General features: G+C 74.6%; 17 protein-coding genes. 11 read left to right on the forward strand and 6 right to left on the reverse strand.

Going from position 1 to position 15543, the window contains the following annotated elements:
* The first annotated feature begins 140 nt into the window (after positions 1–140).
* The 6 genes from ACZ58V_RS24715 (at position 141) to ACZ58V_RS24740 (ending at position 6582) form a co-directional block, all read left to right on the forward strand.
* Entirely contained in the window at positions 141–1943 is a 1803-nt protein-coding gene (locus ACZ58V_RS24715; RefSeq protein ID WP_471292296.1) for a hypothetical protein, read from the forward strand.
* Positions 1944–2136: 193 nt separating this feature from the next.
* Positions 2137–2721, forward strand: a complete 585-nt coding sequence (locus ACZ58V_RS24720) for a tellurite resistance TerB family protein (RefSeq protein ID WP_471292299.1) — start codon at positions 2137–2139, stop codon at positions 2719–2721.
* A gap of 148 nt (positions 2722–2869) precedes the next feature.
* Complete coding sequence (locus tag ACZ58V_RS24725; RefSeq protein WP_468192998.1) at positions 2870–4504, forward strand: penicillin-binding transpeptidase domain-containing protein; 1635 nt, start codon at positions 2870–2872, stop codon at positions 4502–4504.
* Between the two features lie 14 nt (positions 4505–4518).
* A complete protein-coding gene (gene bla / locus ACZ58V_RS24730) occupies positions 4519–5472 on the forward strand; it encodes a class A beta-lactamase (protein WP_471292303.1) in 954 nt (317 codons plus the stop codon).
* A 19-nt stretch (positions 5473–5491) separates the two neighbouring features.
* Entirely contained in the window at positions 5492–5854 is a 363-nt protein-coding gene (locus ACZ58V_RS24735) for a DUF952 domain-containing protein (RefSeq protein ID WP_468192996.1), read from the forward strand.
* Between the two features lie 44 nt (positions 5855–5898).
* Positions 5899–6582, forward strand: coding sequence for a DUF4328 domain-containing protein (locus ACZ58V_RS24740; RefSeq protein ID WP_471292305.1), 684 nt, complete (start codon positions 5899–5901; stop codon positions 6580–6582).
* Here ACZ58V_RS24740 and ACZ58V_RS24745 read toward each other — a convergent pair.
* A complete protein-coding gene (locus ACZ58V_RS24745; protein WP_471292697.1) occupies positions 6579–6989 on the reverse strand; it encodes an alpha/beta hydrolase in 411 nt (136 codons plus the stop codon). The genes ACZ58V_RS24740 and ACZ58V_RS24745 overlap by 4 nt on opposite strands.
* Here ACZ58V_RS24745 and ACZ58V_RS24750 point away from each other — a divergent pair.
* Complete coding sequence (locus tag ACZ58V_RS24750) at positions 6968–7942, forward strand: cytochrome c oxidase assembly protein (protein WP_471292699.1); 975 nt, start codon at positions 6968–6970, stop codon at positions 7940–7942. The two genes, ACZ58V_RS24745 and ACZ58V_RS24750, sit on opposite strands and share 22 nt — an antisense overlap.
* A 10-nt stretch (positions 7943–7952) precedes the next feature.
* On the opposite strand, the gene ACZ58V_RS24755 is transcribed toward ACZ58V_RS24750, so the two are convergent.
* The 5 genes from ACZ58V_RS24755 to ACZ58V_RS24775 form a co-directional block, all read right to left on the reverse strand.
* Complete coding sequence (locus ACZ58V_RS24755; RefSeq protein WP_471292307.1) at positions 7953–8465, reverse strand: hypothetical protein; 513 nt, start codon at positions 8463–8465, stop codon at positions 7953–7955.
* Entirely contained in the window at positions 8449–8940 is a 492-nt protein-coding gene (locus ACZ58V_RS24760) for an RNA polymerase sigma factor (protein WP_471292309.1), read from the reverse strand. Before ACZ58V_RS24760 ends, ACZ58V_RS24755 begins: the two co-directional genes overlap by 17 nt.
* The gene (locus ACZ58V_RS24765; RefSeq protein ID WP_468192990.1) at positions 8937–9548 is read right to left on the reverse strand and encodes a class F sortase; all 612 of its coding nucleotides are present in this window, start codon (positions 9546–9548) and stop codon (positions 8937–8939) included. Before ACZ58V_RS24765 ends, ACZ58V_RS24760 begins: the two co-directional genes overlap by 4 nt.
* Positions 9545–9937, reverse strand: coding sequence for a sortase-dependent protein (locus tag ACZ58V_RS24770; RefSeq protein WP_468192989.1), 393 nt, complete (start codon positions 9935–9937; stop codon positions 9545–9547). The genes ACZ58V_RS24765 and ACZ58V_RS24770 overlap by 4 nt, the downstream gene beginning before the upstream one ends.
* A gap of 270 nt (positions 9938–10207) precedes the next feature.
* The gene (locus ACZ58V_RS24775) at positions 10208–10339 is read right to left on the reverse strand and encodes a hypothetical protein (RefSeq protein ID WP_468192987.1); all 132 of its coding nucleotides are present in this window, start codon (positions 10337–10339) and stop codon (positions 10208–10210) included.
* A 36-nt stretch (positions 10340–10375) separates the two neighbouring features.
* On the opposite strand from ACZ58V_RS24775, the gene ACZ58V_RS24780 reads away from it, so the two are divergent.
* The 4 genes from ACZ58V_RS24780 (at position 10376) to ACZ58V_RS24795 (ending at position 15542) form a co-directional block, all read left to right on the forward strand.
* Positions 10376–11551 (forward strand): NAD(P)/FAD-dependent oxidoreductase, encoded by a 1176-nt coding sequence (locus ACZ58V_RS24780; protein WP_468192986.1) that lies wholly within the window; start codon positions 10376–10378, stop codon positions 11549–11551.
* A 108-nt stretch (positions 11552–11659) separates the two neighbouring features.
* Complete coding sequence (locus ACZ58V_RS24785) at positions 11660–12991, forward strand: hypothetical protein (protein ID WP_468192984.1); 1332 nt, start codon at positions 11660–11662, stop codon at positions 12989–12991.
* A 56-nt stretch (positions 12992–13047) separates the two neighbouring features.
* The gene (locus tag ACZ58V_RS24790; RefSeq protein WP_468192983.1) at positions 13048–14301 is read left to right on the forward strand and encodes an AAA family ATPase; all 1254 of its coding nucleotides are present in this window, start codon (positions 13048–13050) and stop codon (positions 14299–14301) included.
* The gene (locus ACZ58V_RS24795; RefSeq protein WP_471292314.1) at positions 14298–15542 is read left to right on the forward strand and encodes a vWA domain-containing protein; all 1245 of its coding nucleotides are present in this window, start codon (positions 14298–14300) and stop codon (positions 15540–15542) included. Before ACZ58V_RS24790 ends, ACZ58V_RS24795 begins: the two co-directional genes overlap by 4 nt.
* Position 15543 lies beyond the last annotated feature (1 nt).

Genomic DNA, 15543 nt, shown 5'->3' on the forward strand with positions numbered 1-15543 from the left:
GTTCCCCCCCCCCCCCCCCCCTCCCCCCCCCTTTTCCCCCCCCCCCCCCCCCCCCCCCCCCCCCCCCCCCCCCCCCCCCCCCCCCCCCCCCCCCCCCCCCCCCCCCCCCCCCCCCCGCGGCCGCGTTGACCCTGCTGGCGGTGACCGGCGGAACGGCTCTGACGGGGGCCTCGGCCGCCGGCGCCGCCGTGCCCGCCGGGAAGGCGTGCGCGCCGACGGAGGGGTTCTCCGGGTGTCGTCTGTTCGATCCGACCGGCGTCCGCGAGGAGTTCCAGGTCCCGGCCGGTGTCACGGCGCTGGACGTGCGGGCATGGGGCCAGGGCGGCGAGGGCACTTCCTTCGCCGACGGCGGCGCGGGTGGCTACACCGCGGGCACGCTCCGCGTCACGCCCGGGGAGCGGCTGTCGCTCGCGGTCGGCGTCCAGCGCTTCGGTGACGCGCTCGGCGGCGCGGGCGGCGAGTACTCCGCGGCCGGCGGCAACAGCAGCGGCGTTCGCACCGCCGACGGGAAGCCGCTGCTCATCGCGGCCGGTGGCGGCGGCGGTGGGCACGGCGACGTCAATGCCGGCCAGGGTGGCCCCGGTGGCGGTGAGCGCGGCCAGGACGACACCGAGTCGGAGCGCGGCGGCAAGGGCGCGGCCGGTGCCACCGGCGGCGCGGGCGGCGGCAACGGTTCCCCGGGCGCCGACGCGTCCGCGGGCGGCAAGGGCGGTGCGGGCGGCCCCGGTTCGGGCGGCGAAGGCGGTGGCGGCGGCGCCGGTCACGCGGGCGGCGGCGGTGGCGGCGGTGTGGACGAGGGCCAGAGCGGGATCGGCAGCGGCGCCGGCGGCAGCAGCTACGTCGACGCGGCCCGCGTGAGCGACGCCCGTCTGCTCAGCGGCACCCGCACGGTGCCCCCCGCGAAGAGCGACCCCTTCTGGCAGGACTCCGACGAGCCGGTGCGCGGCGGCATCGCCGAGGGCGGCGTCAACACCGACCGCTCCGGCAACGGGCGGATCGTGTTCCAGTGGAGGACGTCCGCGATCGCGGAACTGGCCCAGGTCTCCGGAGCCGGCCAGACCACCCAGCCGGGCGCCGGCGCCGACCCGATGGCCGTGGTGGCCCGGGACAAGGACGGCAAGCCGGTCGAGAACGCCTCCGTGACCTTCACGATCGAGGACCCGGACAAGCTGGGAGCCTTCTTCTCCATCAAGAACGGCGCCGACACCACGAAGCTGGCCGTGCCGACCGACGCACGGGGACGCGCGGAGACCGCACCGCTCGAGGTGGGCGGCAAGGAAGGCGAGTTCACGGTCCGCGCCGCGGCCGACGGTGTGTCGACGGTCTTCACGGTCAAGGTGAAGAAGTCCGCCTACGTCGTGTCCGTCGTGGGCGGCGACGACCAGCAGGCCGAACAGGGCAAGGCCTTCGCGGACGCCCTCCAGGCCCGCGTGGTCAAGTCGGGTGCGTCGGCACCGGCCGGTACGGAGGTGGAGTTCCGGGTCGAGGACGACAGCGACGACGCGCCCCGCTTCGAGGACGGCGAGCAGGTCGTCCGCGTCAAGACCGACGCGGCGGGCAAGGCGACGGCCCCGACCCTGACCGCCGGCGAGGGCATCGGCACGTACACCGTGGCCGCATCCGTCGGTGACGCCATGGCCCAGTTCGCGGTCGAGGTCGTCGCCGGTGATGACGCATCCGCCTCGCCCTCCCCGAGCCCCACGACCGACCCGAGCCCCTCGGCCGACCCGAGCCCCTCGCCCAGCGCGAGTGAGTCCGGGACGACCGGCGGCAGCGGTACGACCACGGGCGGCGGCACGTCGACGAACCTCGACGGCGGCAGCCTCGCCTCGACCGGGGCGGGCGGCATGGGCCTCCTGCTCGCGGCGGCCGCGGCCCTGGCCACGGTGGGCTTCGCGGCGTTCCGCCTCGCACCGCGCCTGAGGCTCCGCTCGCGCGACTGAGCCCGACACCGGGCCGTCACGACTGCCCGCACCCGATCACGGGTGCGGGCAGTCGCCGTTTCGGCCGTGAGAGAAGTGGCAGATGAGAGAGGGGCGCGTTTTGCGGAACCTTTGCCTGCGGGTCGGGCGTTGATCCGTTGAGCGCGCGGGAGCGGGTTCGTGAGATGACTCCGACTAATACCGAGGTGACTCAATGGCAGTGTGGGACAAGCTCAAGGACCAGGCCAAGGCCTTCCAGCAGGGGCAGAGCGGGCACGGCACGTCCGGTGGCCACGGCGCGACCGGCGGGCACGGCGCGACCGGCGGGCACGGCTCGGGTTCGCGGTCCGGCGGTGGCGGCAAGGCCCAGCTGGTCGGCCTGTTCAAGACACAGCTCGGGTCGCTGAAGAACGAGCTGAAGAGCGGTGCCTACCGGGACGCGAGCATGGCGATGTGTGCCCTGGTCGCGGCGGCCGACGGGCAGGTGGATCCGTCCGAGCGGCAGCAGGTCGAGTCGATGATCCTGAGCAACGACGTGCTGCAGAACTTCCCGCCGGAGCAGCTGCGACAGCGCTTCAACAAGCATGTGGACCAGCTGACGATGAACTTCCAGCACGGCAAGACCGAGGCGATGCAGGAGATCGCCAAGGCCGCCAAGAAGCCCACCGAGGCCAGGGCCGTGATCCAGACCGGCATGGTCATCGCCGGGGCCGACGGCCACTTCTCCCAGGCCGAGGCGACGGTCCTGCGCGAGGCCTGCGCGGCGCTTGGGGTGTCTCCCGCCGAGTTCCAGCTCTGACCCGCCCGATGGGCGAACCGGCTCATCGGTACGGCGGTCCCGCGGGGCCGCCGTACCGATGAGGAACCGTCACCACATCCGGTACGGATCGGTGCGCGACCGACCGGGGTCTTGGACAGGCCGCCCACGCCGCTGCTGTTCTCGGCGCATGGACTCCTTTTCCGAATACTCCGGATTCGGCCGGAACCGCAGACCGCGCCGGACCGCCGTGCGGGCCGTCACCGCGGGAGCGGTGGTGCTGGCCGTCGCCGCGGGCGGGGCGTACGCGGCCGGTCTCGGGCCCTTCGCGCGGGACACCGGTCCCGACCCCGCCGCCGTGAATCAGGCCCGCGCGTTCCTCGCCGACTGGGCGGCCGGCCGGCTGCCGAGCGCGGCCGGCCGTACGACCAGCCCCGAGGCGGCACAACGCGTGCTGGACAGCTTCACCGCCGGGCTCGAGATCACGAAGCCCGCGCTCAAGGCCGAGGCCGCGACCGAGGCGGAGGACGGCACGGTCACCGTCCCGTTCACCGCCCGGATGCCCGTCACCGGCCTGGGCGCCTGGACCTACGAGTCGAAGCTGCCGCTGCGTCGGCAGAGCGGCGGCACCTGGAAGGTGGACTGGGCGCTGTCCGTCGTCCACCCGCGCCTGAGCGGCACCGAGAAGTTCCGCCTCGAACGGGAGGAGACGAAGCCCCCCGAGGTCATCGACCGGCAGGGTACGGCCCTGTCCGGCGACGAACTCCCCTCCCTCGCGCCCCTGATGGCCCGGCTCGGCGGGAACGGCACGGACTCCGGTGCGCGCGGGGCGATCCACCTGGTCGACCGGGCCACCGGGGACGTCGAGCGCACGGAGGCCAGGTTCGGCGCGCGGACGGTCCGGGACAAGGGCCCCGTCCGCACGACCCTGCACGCCGGCTGGCAGTCCGCCGCCGAGCAGGCCCTCGCCACCCAGGCCGAGGGCAAGAACGCCGCGCTCGTCGCCCTGCGTATCGACGACGGCGAGATCCTGGCCGTCGCGAACTCCCCGGCCTCCGGCTTCAACCGCGCCCTCTCCGGCACCTACGCGCCCGGCTCCACCTGGAAGATCGTCACCAGCAGCGCCCTGCTGCTCAAGGACGCCGTCAAGCCGGACGACGTGGTGGATTGCCCCAAGTACCTCATGGTGGGGAAGCGGTTCCAGAACGTGGAGCTCTCCGAACACCCGGGCGCCACCTTCCGCAAGGACTTCACCGAGTCGTGCAACACCGCCTTCATCAGCCTGCGCGACCGGCTCTACGACGGGGAACTCGGGGATGTGGCCCGTAAGTACTTCGGCGTGGGCCAGGAATGGCACGTCGGGGCTCCCACGTACGACGGCTCGGTGCCGGCGCCGAAGGACGAGACGGAGAAGGCCGCCTCGATGATCGGGCAGGGCCGGGTGCAGGCCAACCCGCTGCTCATGGCGTCCGTGACCGCGACGGCCGTGTCCGGCACCTTCCACCAGCCCTCGCTCACCGACGGCAACGAGGACAGGACCACCACGACCCCGCTCCCGCGGGACGTCGTCACCCAGCTGCGCGCGATGCTGCGGGCCACCGTCACCGGCGGCACCGCGGACGTCCTCTCCGATCTGCCCGGCGAGATCGGCGCCAAGACCGGCACCGCCGAGGTCTCCGACGCGCAGGACAACAACGGCTGGCTCGTCGCCCACCGCGGCAACGTCGCCGTGGCCTGCGTCGTCGAGGAGGGCGTCACCGGCGGCGGCTCCGCCGGGCCGATCGTCCACAGTCTGCTGGCCGCCGCGTCCGGCGACCCCGAGTGACAGGAGTACCCCGCATGTCCGTCGACGGGCCCCCTTCGTCGTCCCGCCGCGCCTTGCTGGCCGCCGCGGTCCTCCTCCCCCTCGCCGGATGCGGCACGGACGACGACCGGGACACCGACACCGACACCGGCCGGGCAGGCAGCACCCCCACGACCAGCCCGCCCGCCCCCGTGCCTCCCGTCCGTCGCGCCCGCCTGGCGGACCTGGAGCGCGAGTACGGCGCCCGCGTCGGCGTCTACGCCCTCGCCACCGGCACCGGCGCCACCGTGATCCACCGCGCCGACGAGCGCTTCGCCTTCTGCTCGACCTTCAAGGCACTGGCCGCGGCGGCGGTCCTGCACCGCAGCTCCCTGAGGGGCCTGGACCGGCGCATCACCTACACACGGGCCGACCTCAAGTCCACGTCGCCGATCACCGGGAAGCACGTAGCGACCGGCATGACCCTCCGCCAACTCTGCGACGCCGCCGTCCGGTACAGCGACGGCACGGCCGGGAACCTGCTGACGCGCGACCTCGGCGGCCCGGCGAAACTCACCGCCTATCTGCGCGAACTCGGCGACAAGGTCAGCCGCATGGACCACTACGAGCCCGAACTGCACGATGTACGACCCGACGACCCCAGCGACACCACCACCCCCCGGGCGATCGCCACCGACTTCCGCGCACTGCTCCTGGGCACCGCCCTGCCCGCCGGCGAACGCGCCCTGCTCACGGGCTGGCTCTCGCGCAACGCCACCGCGGTCGGCGCCCGGCGCATCCGGGCCGGGCTCCCCAAGGGCTGGCAGGTGGCCGACAAGACCGGTACGGGCAACTACGGCAGGGCCAACGACATCGCCGTGGTCCGTCCGCCCCGCACCGAGCCGTTCGTCCTGGCCGTCATGACCGACCGGCCCGGCTACGAGTCCGAGCCCTCGGACGCCCTGATCGCCGAGGCGACCCGGAGGACCGTCGCCGCCCTGAAACCGTGACGGGGGCTATAACGGGGCCATGATCTATCACGCCGTCCCGCTCACCGTCTGGAACACCGCCCCCGGCCCGACGTACGCGCCCGACTCCCTCGCCGAGGAGGGCTTCGTGCACTGCTCCCCGGACGAGCCGACGACGCTGGCCGTCGTCAACGCCTTCTACCGGGGCGCGCCCAGGCCCCTGCTGGTGCTCGCCCTCGACGAGGCGCGCCTCACCGCGCGGGTCGCCTTCGAGGCGGCGGCTCCCGCCCCGCCGCCCGGAGTGGCCGAAGACGTCCTGTTCCCGCACGTGTTCGGCCCGCTCGACCGGGACGCCGTCGACCACGTCCTCGAGGTGCGGTGGGACGAGGAGGGCCGGGCGGCGGGGCTGAGCCGGCGGGACTGAGTGCGACCGGATGACCGGGTGAACGAGTACGACAAGATGATCAGGTGAACGAAAAGAATTCCCCTCTCCCCGTCCCGGCCTCCGCCCCGCGCCCGGTCCGGGGCGCGGCCCGCCTCGCCGTCGTCGCTCTCGCCCTCGCCGGAGTCGCCTGGGCGGCCCGGGCGCTCTGGCACATCCGGCTCGCCATGGCCGGCCAGCCGGCGTCCGGCCCGCCCGACCAGGGCGACGGCGTACACCGTCCCCTGAACGCCCTGGAGAACTCCTACCACTTGGTCGACTCCGCGGGCGGCGCCGTCACGGCGGTCTGCGCGCTCGTCTTCCTGCTCTGGCTGGACCGCGTACGGGACAACGCCCGGGCCCTCTCGGGCGCGGAGCCGCGCTACCAATACCTCTGGCTCTTCCTGGGCTGGATCGTGCCCGTCGTGAACCTGTGGATACCCCGGGGCATGGTCGCGGACGTCCACCGGTCGGTCTTCCCCGACCGGCGGCTGCCCGCCGTCGTGAACTGGTGGTGGGGCCTGTGGCTGGCCGGCCTGGCCGGCGGAGTCGGCCTGATCTACGCCGGCTCCACCGACGAGGTCATCGCCCGCGCCTACACCGAGGTCTGGCCCCTGCTCGCCGCCGACCTGGTGATCGTGGCCGCGGCCGGGACCGCCGCCCTCATGGTCCGCACCCTCACCGCGGCGCAGCAGGAGCGCATCGACGAGGTCGCGCCGGCCAACTCCTAGTCCCCGGTGGCCGGGTCGTCCGCGGCGCACGTGCCGCCGTCGCGCGGGACCTTCAGGGCCACGAGGTAGCCGTCCATCGCGTCGCGGGTGCAGTCGCTCCGGTCGTAGACGCGGTGTCCCGCGCCCTCGTGCGTCAGCAGGACGGCCGTACCGCGGGTCTGCCGGCGCACCTCGGTAGCCCAGGAGAGGGGGTTGGCCGGGTCGTGGCAGGAGTGCATCATCAGCAGCTTCGGGGCCTTCGTGATGCGCAGACGGTGCTGCGGGTTGTTCACCCGCTCCGGCCGGCCGACGCACCCGGCCAGCGCGACGATCCCTTTCTTAACTTCGGCGGCTACCGTCCGCTGCCTGGTCTGCGTGGGAAGGGGACTGCACGGTGGGTGACGCGATGCGTGGACTGGCGGCCGGATATCTGCCGGAGCCGACCCTCGGGCGGCTGCTGGAGTCGTGGCAGCCGGACGTTCCCGCGCTGCTGCTGGTCGGGGTCCTGGGCGGGCTGTACGGCTGGGGTGTCGTGCGGGTGCGGAGGCGCGGTGGGGCCTGGTCGCTCCCGCGGCTGCTCGCCTTCGTGGTCCTCGGGCTGGGGGCGATCGTCGTGTCCACGATGTCCGGGCTGGCCGTCTACGACCATGAGCTGTTCTGGCCGGCCGCCGTGCAGAACGCCGGGCTCGATCTGCTCGCGCCGCTGGGCCTCGCCCTCGGCGATCCGCTGCGGCTCGCGGTCGAGGCGCTGCCGGAGGGCGGTGCGGGCCGGGTGCGGCGGGTCCTGACCGGACGGCTGGTGCGGACGCTGACGTTCCCCCTCGTCAGCACGGTCCTGGTGCTGGCCACGGAACTGACCGTCTACTTCACGCCGTACTTCGCCACCGCGCTGCGCGTGGGCTGGCTGCACGAGCTGATGTATCTGCATCTGCTGACGGCCGGCTGCCTTTTCGTCCTGCCGGTGCTCACCCGCGAACAGGCCCTGCCCGCCTGGTGCACCCACCCCGTCCGGGCGGCCCTGGTCTTCCTCGACGGTGTCGTCGACGCGCTCCCGGGGCTGGCGGTCATGACGCACGGCACCCTGATCGCGGGCGCGTGGTACCTGCACCACGCGCCGCCCTGGTCCCCCGACGTCCACCACGACCAGCAGCTCGGCGGCGGCGCCATGCTGGGCATCGCCGAACTGGTCGCCGTTCCCTTCCTGCTGGCGGTCCTCGCCCAGTGGGTCCGCGCGGAGCGCGTCCGGACGGTCGTACTGGACCGCCGCCTCGCCGGTGAACCCCCCGTTCCGGGGACGTCTTCCGGGCTGGTCCGGCCCTGGTGGGAGACCGAGGAGAGCGAGGTGGCGGCGCGGGTGCGGCGGCAGGGGCGGGGTGGGTGACTGACGTGGGTCACCGGCTGTCGACGGCCGACTCCCGGACCGTGCTGGGCCGGGCCGACGGAGTGCGGGGCGTGGCCGTCGGGCGCGTGGTGTCGCGGGGGTTGTCCGTGCGCTGGCGGGGCGTGGCGGGGGCCGGGGCGTCGGTCGCGGAGGACGGCGCGGTGGACGGTTCTGAGGACGAGGCGGAGGGAGAAGGGGAAGGGGAGCGCGAAGAGGGCGGGGTGGGCAGGGGCGTGGTCGCGGGGGGCGGGGCCATCGGGATCGTCGGGGTGGCAGGGCGGTCGGGCGCAGCGAAACGCAGGGGGAGCGCGATGAGGGCGGCCACGGCACAGCACACGCCGGCTCCGGCCGCGGTGCGCAGGAGGCGCCGGCGACTCGCCCTGCGACGGACGGCGTCGTACTGGCCGGGTGGCGCGCTCAGATAGTCGGGGGAGGAAGGGCGCAGGATCACGGTGAGGGGGTCGCCGGGGCCGAACCCCGCCTCGCCCGGCTCACCCGGGTCGTCGTCAAGGCGTGTGGTCAAGGCTTCTCCTCAGGTGGACGCGGAGCAGTTCCCGGGCCGCGTGCAGGTCGGCCTTGACGGTTCCTTCCTTGCGCCCGGTCAGTGCGGACACCTCCCGGATCGGTATGTCAGCGTAGTAGTGGAGGAGGATCGGCACGCGCAGTCGCTCCGGGAGCGACTGGACGAGCAGACGCACCGAGGGGTCGGCCTGCTCGGGGTGGGGCCGTACGGCGGCTTCCGTGGTGGCGCGGTGCATGGCCCGGCGCTCGCGCTCCAGTTTGCGCCAGTGGTCCCGGACGAGGTTGGCCGCGGTGACGTAGAGGAAGCCTCGGGGCTCCTCCACGGACGTCCAGCGGGCCCAGAGCCGGGTGAACGCCTCCGAGGCGATCTCGTGGGCCGTCCCGTCGTCGTCGACGAGCCGGCGGCACCAGCCGGCGAGGCGCGGGTAGAGGGCGGCGAACAGTTCGGACGCGGCCTTCTCGCGGGACCGTTTCAACGCTCTCCAGGGGTGGGGGACTCGGCACCGCTCAGCGCGGCGAAGACGATCACGTTGTCCGCGTATCCGTCGCCGGTACGCGCGCCGCCGCACGTGATCAGCCGCAGCTCCGGGCGGTCCACGTTCCCGTAGACGTCGTCCGCCGGGAAGTCGGTTTTCGGGGTGGTCCGTACGGCCGTGACGGCGAACTCCGCCGCCGTGCCGTTCTCCAGGCGCGCCACGATCCTCTCGCCCCGGCGCAGCCGGTCGAGATGACGGAAGACGCCGTCGCCGTACGTCCCGACCGTGACATGACCGAGGATCACCGACGGCCCGGTCCGGCCGGGGGTCGGCGAGTGCCGGTACCAGCCCGCCCGGTCGTCCGCCGTGACCGGCGGCACCTCCACCGTGCCGTCCGGTGCCAGGCCCAGCCGGATGACCGGCGTGTCGACGCCGATGGCCGGGACGAGCAGCCGGACCGGAGCGGAACGGGCCAGGGGACGCGCCCCCTTGGCCGGAACCGACCGGGGCTTCGGCTGCCGTTCGGTGGTGGTCCCGTGGCCCCCGCACGCCGTCAGCAGGGACGCCAGTGCCGCGGTCGTGAACGCGCGCCTGGAGAACGCGGTCATGCCCCGGTCGCCCGGCGGCGGCGTACGACGAAGACCGTCCCGCCGCCCAGCGCGAACGCCGCGGCGGCGCCCGCGCCGATCGCCGTGCCGTCGCTCCCGGAGGACGAGGACGCCGGCGTCACACCGGTGTCGGGCGCGCCGCTCGGCCGGACGGAGACCTGGTCCTCGGCCGGTGCCCGGGTCGGCTCGGGCTTCGGGGCGGTGCGGGTGCTGTCCGTCGCAGCCGGTGCCCGGGTCGGTTCGGCACTGGCCTCCGGCCGGGGGGTGCTCGCCGGGGTGGACGACGGGACCGGGCTCGGGGTCTTGCCCCCGTCGGCGAACGCGGGCCCGGTGCCCAGCAGTACGGCGGTGCCCGCGAGGGCCAGGGCGCTCAGGACGGTTCGGCGCATGGAATCGCTCTCCTTCGTCGGTCCCGCCCGATGGTCGGTCGGCGGGGTGGGTGACGGGTCGTGCGGAGAGACGAGGCGGCCGCCGGGCAGGTTGTAAAGAGATGGCAAAGTCCGATGAGGGCGTGCGCCCAAGCCCTCTTGACCCCGGCCCTCTTGGCACCCCCGGCCCTCTTGGCAGCACCCCCACCACCCGGTTCAATGGCGCCGTTTGTGATCGGGCCGCGCCCCCTCGATTCGTGGACGGCGACGACCCTGCGCCACCCCGGCCAACTACCGCGAGGACGGCTCCGCCACCTGCGCCTTCGTCCTGCCCTCGACCGTCGACGGCAGGGCCGCCGACACCGCCGGCCCCCTCGCCAACGACCAGGACTGGCACCTCGTGCTGTGGAGGCGGGCAGTCATGCAGAGCACTGTGAAGCACTGTGAAGGGATGGCCCGTTGACCTCCTCACCCGTCTTCCCCACCGTCCCCCGCACCGCCGACGTCGTGATCATCGGCGGCGGTGTGATGGGCACGAGCATCGCCTTCCACCTGGCCGAGGCCGGGGTGCGGAACATCGTCGTCGTGGAACGCGGCGAGCTGGGCCGCGGCAGCTCCGGCAAACCGATCGGCGGCGTACGGGCGCACTTCTCCGACCCGCTCAACATCGAACTGGGCGACCGCAGTCTGCGTGCCTTCCGGGACTTCCCGGACCGCCCCGGCGCCGACATCCGCCTCGACACCGTCGGCTATCTCTTCCTGCTCACCACCGAGCGGCAGGCCGCGGACTTCGAGGCCGCCGTCCGGCTGCAGAACTCCCTCGGCGTCCCCAGCCGTATGACCGACCCGGCCGAAGCCCGCCGCCTCTGCCCCTACGTCAGCACCGACGGGCTGGTGGCCGCCGCTCACTCGCCCGCCGACGGCCACGCCCGGCCCGCCCTGGTCGTCCAGGGCTACGCGCGTGCGGCCGCCCGGGCCGGGGCCGTCCTCGCGACCCACACCACCGTCACCGGCCTCGACACAAGCGGCGACCGGGTCACCGCCGTCCACACCGACCGCGGCCGGATCGACTGCGCCACGGTCGTCTGCGCCGCCGGCGCCTGGTCGGCACGGATCGGCGACCTGGCCGGCGTCCCCCTCCCCGTACGGCCGGTCCGCCGCCAACTGGCCTTCACCGCCCCGCTCGTCCCTCCCGCCCCGCGGATCCCCTTCACCATCGACTTCTCGTCCTCGGCGTACTTCCACAACAGCGACGACGGGCTCCTGTTCGGCCTGGCCGACCCCGCCGAGCCCGACGGCTTCGACACCACCTGGACCCCCGAGTGGCTGGAACTCTTCCGCGAGGTCGTACGCCACCGCGCCCCCGACCTCGCCGACATGGAGACGGCGGGCGGCTGGGCCGGCCTCTACGAGGTCACCCCCGACCACAACGCCCTCATCGGCCGCTCGGGAGAGATCGTCAACTTCCTTTACGCCACCGGCTTCTCGGGCCACGGCTTCCTCCAGGCCCCGGCGGTCGGGGAAATCGTCCGCGACCTGTACCTGGACCGGGCACCCTGCGTCGACATCGGCCCGCTCAGCGCCGACCGCTTCCGGGCGGGGGCGGAGTTCCGGCCCGAGTCGCATGTCGTCTGAGCCTCCGGATATTCGGCTGCGCGAGGGCGCGGGGGCCGTTAGCATCGCCGCGATGACGACCTCCTCCCTTGACAGATTGGGGGTCCCGTCCGCGCCAGGTGAGTGCTGATGCTCACCCACACCGCGAACGGGGACACCCCGACTTCCTTCTGGCCGCGCGTGCGCGAGTTCGCCGTGCCGCCCTCCATGATCGAGACCGCGACCGCCCGGCGGCAGGCCGGCGACTGGGCGGGTGCGTGCGCCGCCGCCGGCATCGACGTAGACCTCCAGCCACGCGCCGTGGCCCGGGCGCACGGCAGGGAACTCGCCGCCCGGCTCCGGGCCGATCTGCGGCACCTGGCGCCCGACCTGCTGCGCTGGCACCTGCCGAGGATCGCCCCCGACGGGCTGCTGCGGCCGGGGCTGACGATCGGCCTGGCCCGGTACGACACGACAGGCCCCGCACCGCCGCAGCTCGTGGTGCGGACACCACCGGCCTGGGCCGACGCCGGTCAGCGGCTCAGCCTCGCCCTGTGGGACGCGTCGGACGCGGCAGACCGGCGCCATCCGCATCCCCGCCCCAGCAGACGGTTCCGTCTCGACCTGCACCGGCATCTGTGGGACGCGCGCCGGGCGGGGGAGCTGCGGATGCGGGCGGGGGCGGATCTTCCCGCGGCGGACGGCCGTTCGGCGCCCGGGCCGCTGCCGTACGGCCATCGCTGCGCCGTCGACCGGTGGGCGGCCGAGGCGGAGATCCTGCTGCGTGCCGAGGGCCGGTCGACCGGCAGGGTCGGTGTCCGGCTCGGGGCGCGCAACCGGCTGGTCCTGGACGTGTCCGACGGCACCCCGGTGGTGACGTCGCACGCCCCCGACCCCGCACTGCCCGTCCTGCCCGACGCGGCGACCTGGGTGCTGCCCGACCTGGAGCTGCTCCGGGCCGGGGCGATCGACCCCGGGCGGCTGCATCCCCTGGTCGCCTCGGCGCTGGGGGCGGAGCGGACCCGCACCTCCGGGGCGCCGGACGAGACGGGTGATCCACGGCAGGTGGAGTGCAGGGGCGCCCGCCACACCATCGGCCTCGTCGACGGCGCCCTGGCCGCGCTGGACCACGCCCCGGACGAGATCCGGCGCGAGGAACTGCTGGCCGCCCTGGGCGGGCCACCCCTGCCCTGCCTCCAGGCCATCGACCGGGCACACCGCCGCCCCGACTGCCTCACCGGCGTGCGGGAACGCCTCCGGCACGGCGACGTCACCGGGGCGCTGGCCGCCGTGGAGAGCCTGCTGGGCCCCGAGGCGGTGCTGCGCGACGGCCCGCTGCGGGACGCGCTGGAGACGGCCGCGCGGCGGCGGATCGCCCACGGACTGTTCCGGGCGGGCCTGGAGGGGCCCTCGCCCGGCAGCCTGCGCCCCTGGGACCTCCGCCGCTCCCGGGGCCACGGCCCGCACCCCCGCCACATGTGACCCAGAGCCCCTCTGCCCCGCACCTTCACTCCTCCCAGACCCACAGGTGATCACACATGCCCACACGCAGCACGCCCCTGGCCGACACCACCGCCCGGCTCGACGTCGCCGCCGACCTGCTGACCCTCCTGCGCGACACCACCACCGAACCCCGCCCCGACACCCAACTGGAAGCCCTGACGCTCGCCGTGGCCGCGGACCTGCCCGTGCTGCTGTGGGGAGAGCCGGGCATCGGCAAGACGGCCGCCCTGAACCAGCTCGCCGCAGCCCTGGACCTGCCGCTGACCACGGTGATCGCGAGCGTGCACGAGCCGTCCGACTTCTCGGGGCTGCCGATCGTCGGCGACGACCCCGCCGAACAGGGCGTGCCCCTGGCCCCGCCGGACTGGGCCGTACGCCTGGTGCGGGCCGGCCGGGGACTGCTGTTCCTCGACGAACTCTCCACCGCGCCGCCCGCCGTCCAGGCCGCCCTGCTCCGGCTCGTGCTGGAGCGGCGGATCGGCGCGCTGCGACTGCCGCCCGGTGTGCGGATCGTGGCCGCCGCCAACCCGCGCTCCTCGGCCGCCGACGGCTGGGAACTGAGCCCGCCGCTCGCCAACCGCTTCGTCCACCTCCAGTGGGCGCACGACACCGACGTCGTCGTCCGGGGCCTCGGCGGGACCTGGCCCCGGGCGACCCTGCCCCGGCTCGACCCCGGGAAGCTGCCGGAGGCCGTGGCCTTCGCCCGCCGTGCCGTGTGCGAGCTGCTCACGGCGCGCCCCGGACTCGTGCACCGGTTGCCCAGCGGAGAGACCCGCCGGGGCGGGGCCTGGCCGTCGCCCCGCAGCTGGGAGATGACGCTGCACCTGATCGCCTTCGCCACCGCGGCCGGCTCCTCCCGTGACGTGCTCTCCCTGCTGGTCCGGGGCACCGTCGGGGACGGGCCGGGTCTCGAACTGCTGGCGAGCCTGGACCGGATGGACCTCCCGGACCCCGAGACCCTGCTGGCCGACCCGGCCGGGGCGGTCCTGCCCGAGCGGGGCGATCTGCGCCAGGCCGCGCTGGACGCTGTCGTGGCCGCTGTCCGCAGCCGCCCGGAGCGGCACCGCTGGGACGCGGCGTGGGCCCTGCTGGTCAAGGCGGTGGAGAGCGGGCCCCCGGACGTGGTGGTCGTCCCCGCGACCACGCTCGCCGCGCTGCGCCGGGAGGACTGGGACGTACCGGGGTCGATCGAGCGCCTCGCCGGGGTCGTGTCCCTGTCCGGCCGGGCGGACCGCGCGGCGGCCCGGACGGCGGCTGCGGAAAGGGCCGTGTCGAAGGCGGGCCGATGACGACCACGGAGACCGGAACCCTCGACCGGGACAAGCTCTTCGCCGCCCGCCTGCACGCCGCCCGGGTCCGCCCCTACCTCGCGACGGCCCTGTTCGCCCTGCATGTCGTGGAGTCGCGCCGGGTGCCGACGATGGGCGTCGACCGCCACTGGCGGTGCTACGTCTCGCCGGTGTTCGTGGACCGTACGCCGGTCGAGGAACTGGCCGGGGTGTGGGTGCACGAGGTGTCGCACCTGCTGCGCGACCACCACGGCCGCAGCGACCGGGTCGCCCGGGAGCGGGGGCTGAGCGGACCGGGGGAGCGGCTGCGGATGAACATCGCCGCGGACTTCGAGATCAACGACGACGTCTACGGCGAAGGCCTCGCCCGCCCCGAGGGAGTCGTCGAGCCGGGTGATCTGGGGCTGGCGGAGGGCGAGTTGATGGAGGAGTACCTCCGGCAGTTCAGCATCGGTCCGCGCATGCAGGACCTGGCCTGGCTGGACTGCGGCAGCGGCGCCGACGGCCGGGGCCGGGAGTGGGAGTTCGGCCCGGACGGCGCGCACGGCCTGAGCGAGCAGGAGCGTGACGCGGTCCGCTTCCGGGTGGCGCAGGGCATCACCGGCCGCCCGGGCAGCGCCCCGCAGGGCTGGCGGCGCTGGGCCGAGGAAGCCTTCCACCCGCCCCAGCCCTGGCGGGAGTTGCTGGGCGCGGCGGTCCGCTCGGCCACGTCCGGCCCCGGCGCGGGAGAGGACTACACTTACGGCCGGCCCGCCCGGCGCTCGACCGCGATCCCCGGCATCGTCCTGCCGAGCCTGCGCCGCCGCCCGCCCCGTGTCTCCGTCATCATCGACACCTCCGGATCCGTCAGCGACGCCGAACTCGGCAGCGCGCTCCTGGAGGTCGCCGAGATCGCCCGGGCCGTCGGCGGACGCCGCGACCTCGTCACCGTGGTGCCCTGCGACGCCTCGGCCGGTCTCGCCCGCCGCCTCTGCCGCGCCGAGGGCATACCGCTGACGGGCGGCGGCGGCACGGACCTCCGCGCCGGCTTCACCCGCGCGCTGCGCTCCCGCCCGGCCCCGGACGTCATCGTGGCCCTCACCGACGGCCAGACGCCCTGGCCGAGCGCCCGGCCTCCGTGCCGCACGGTCGTGGGCCTCTTCCCACGCCGCCACGAGGATCACGCCTACGACGAGTCCGACCCCGAGTACGTCCCGGACTCGCCACCGGAGTGGGCCCGGGTCGTGGACATCGGGTCGTGAC

This window comes from Streptomyces sp. NPDC040589 (genome assembly GCF_055594445.1).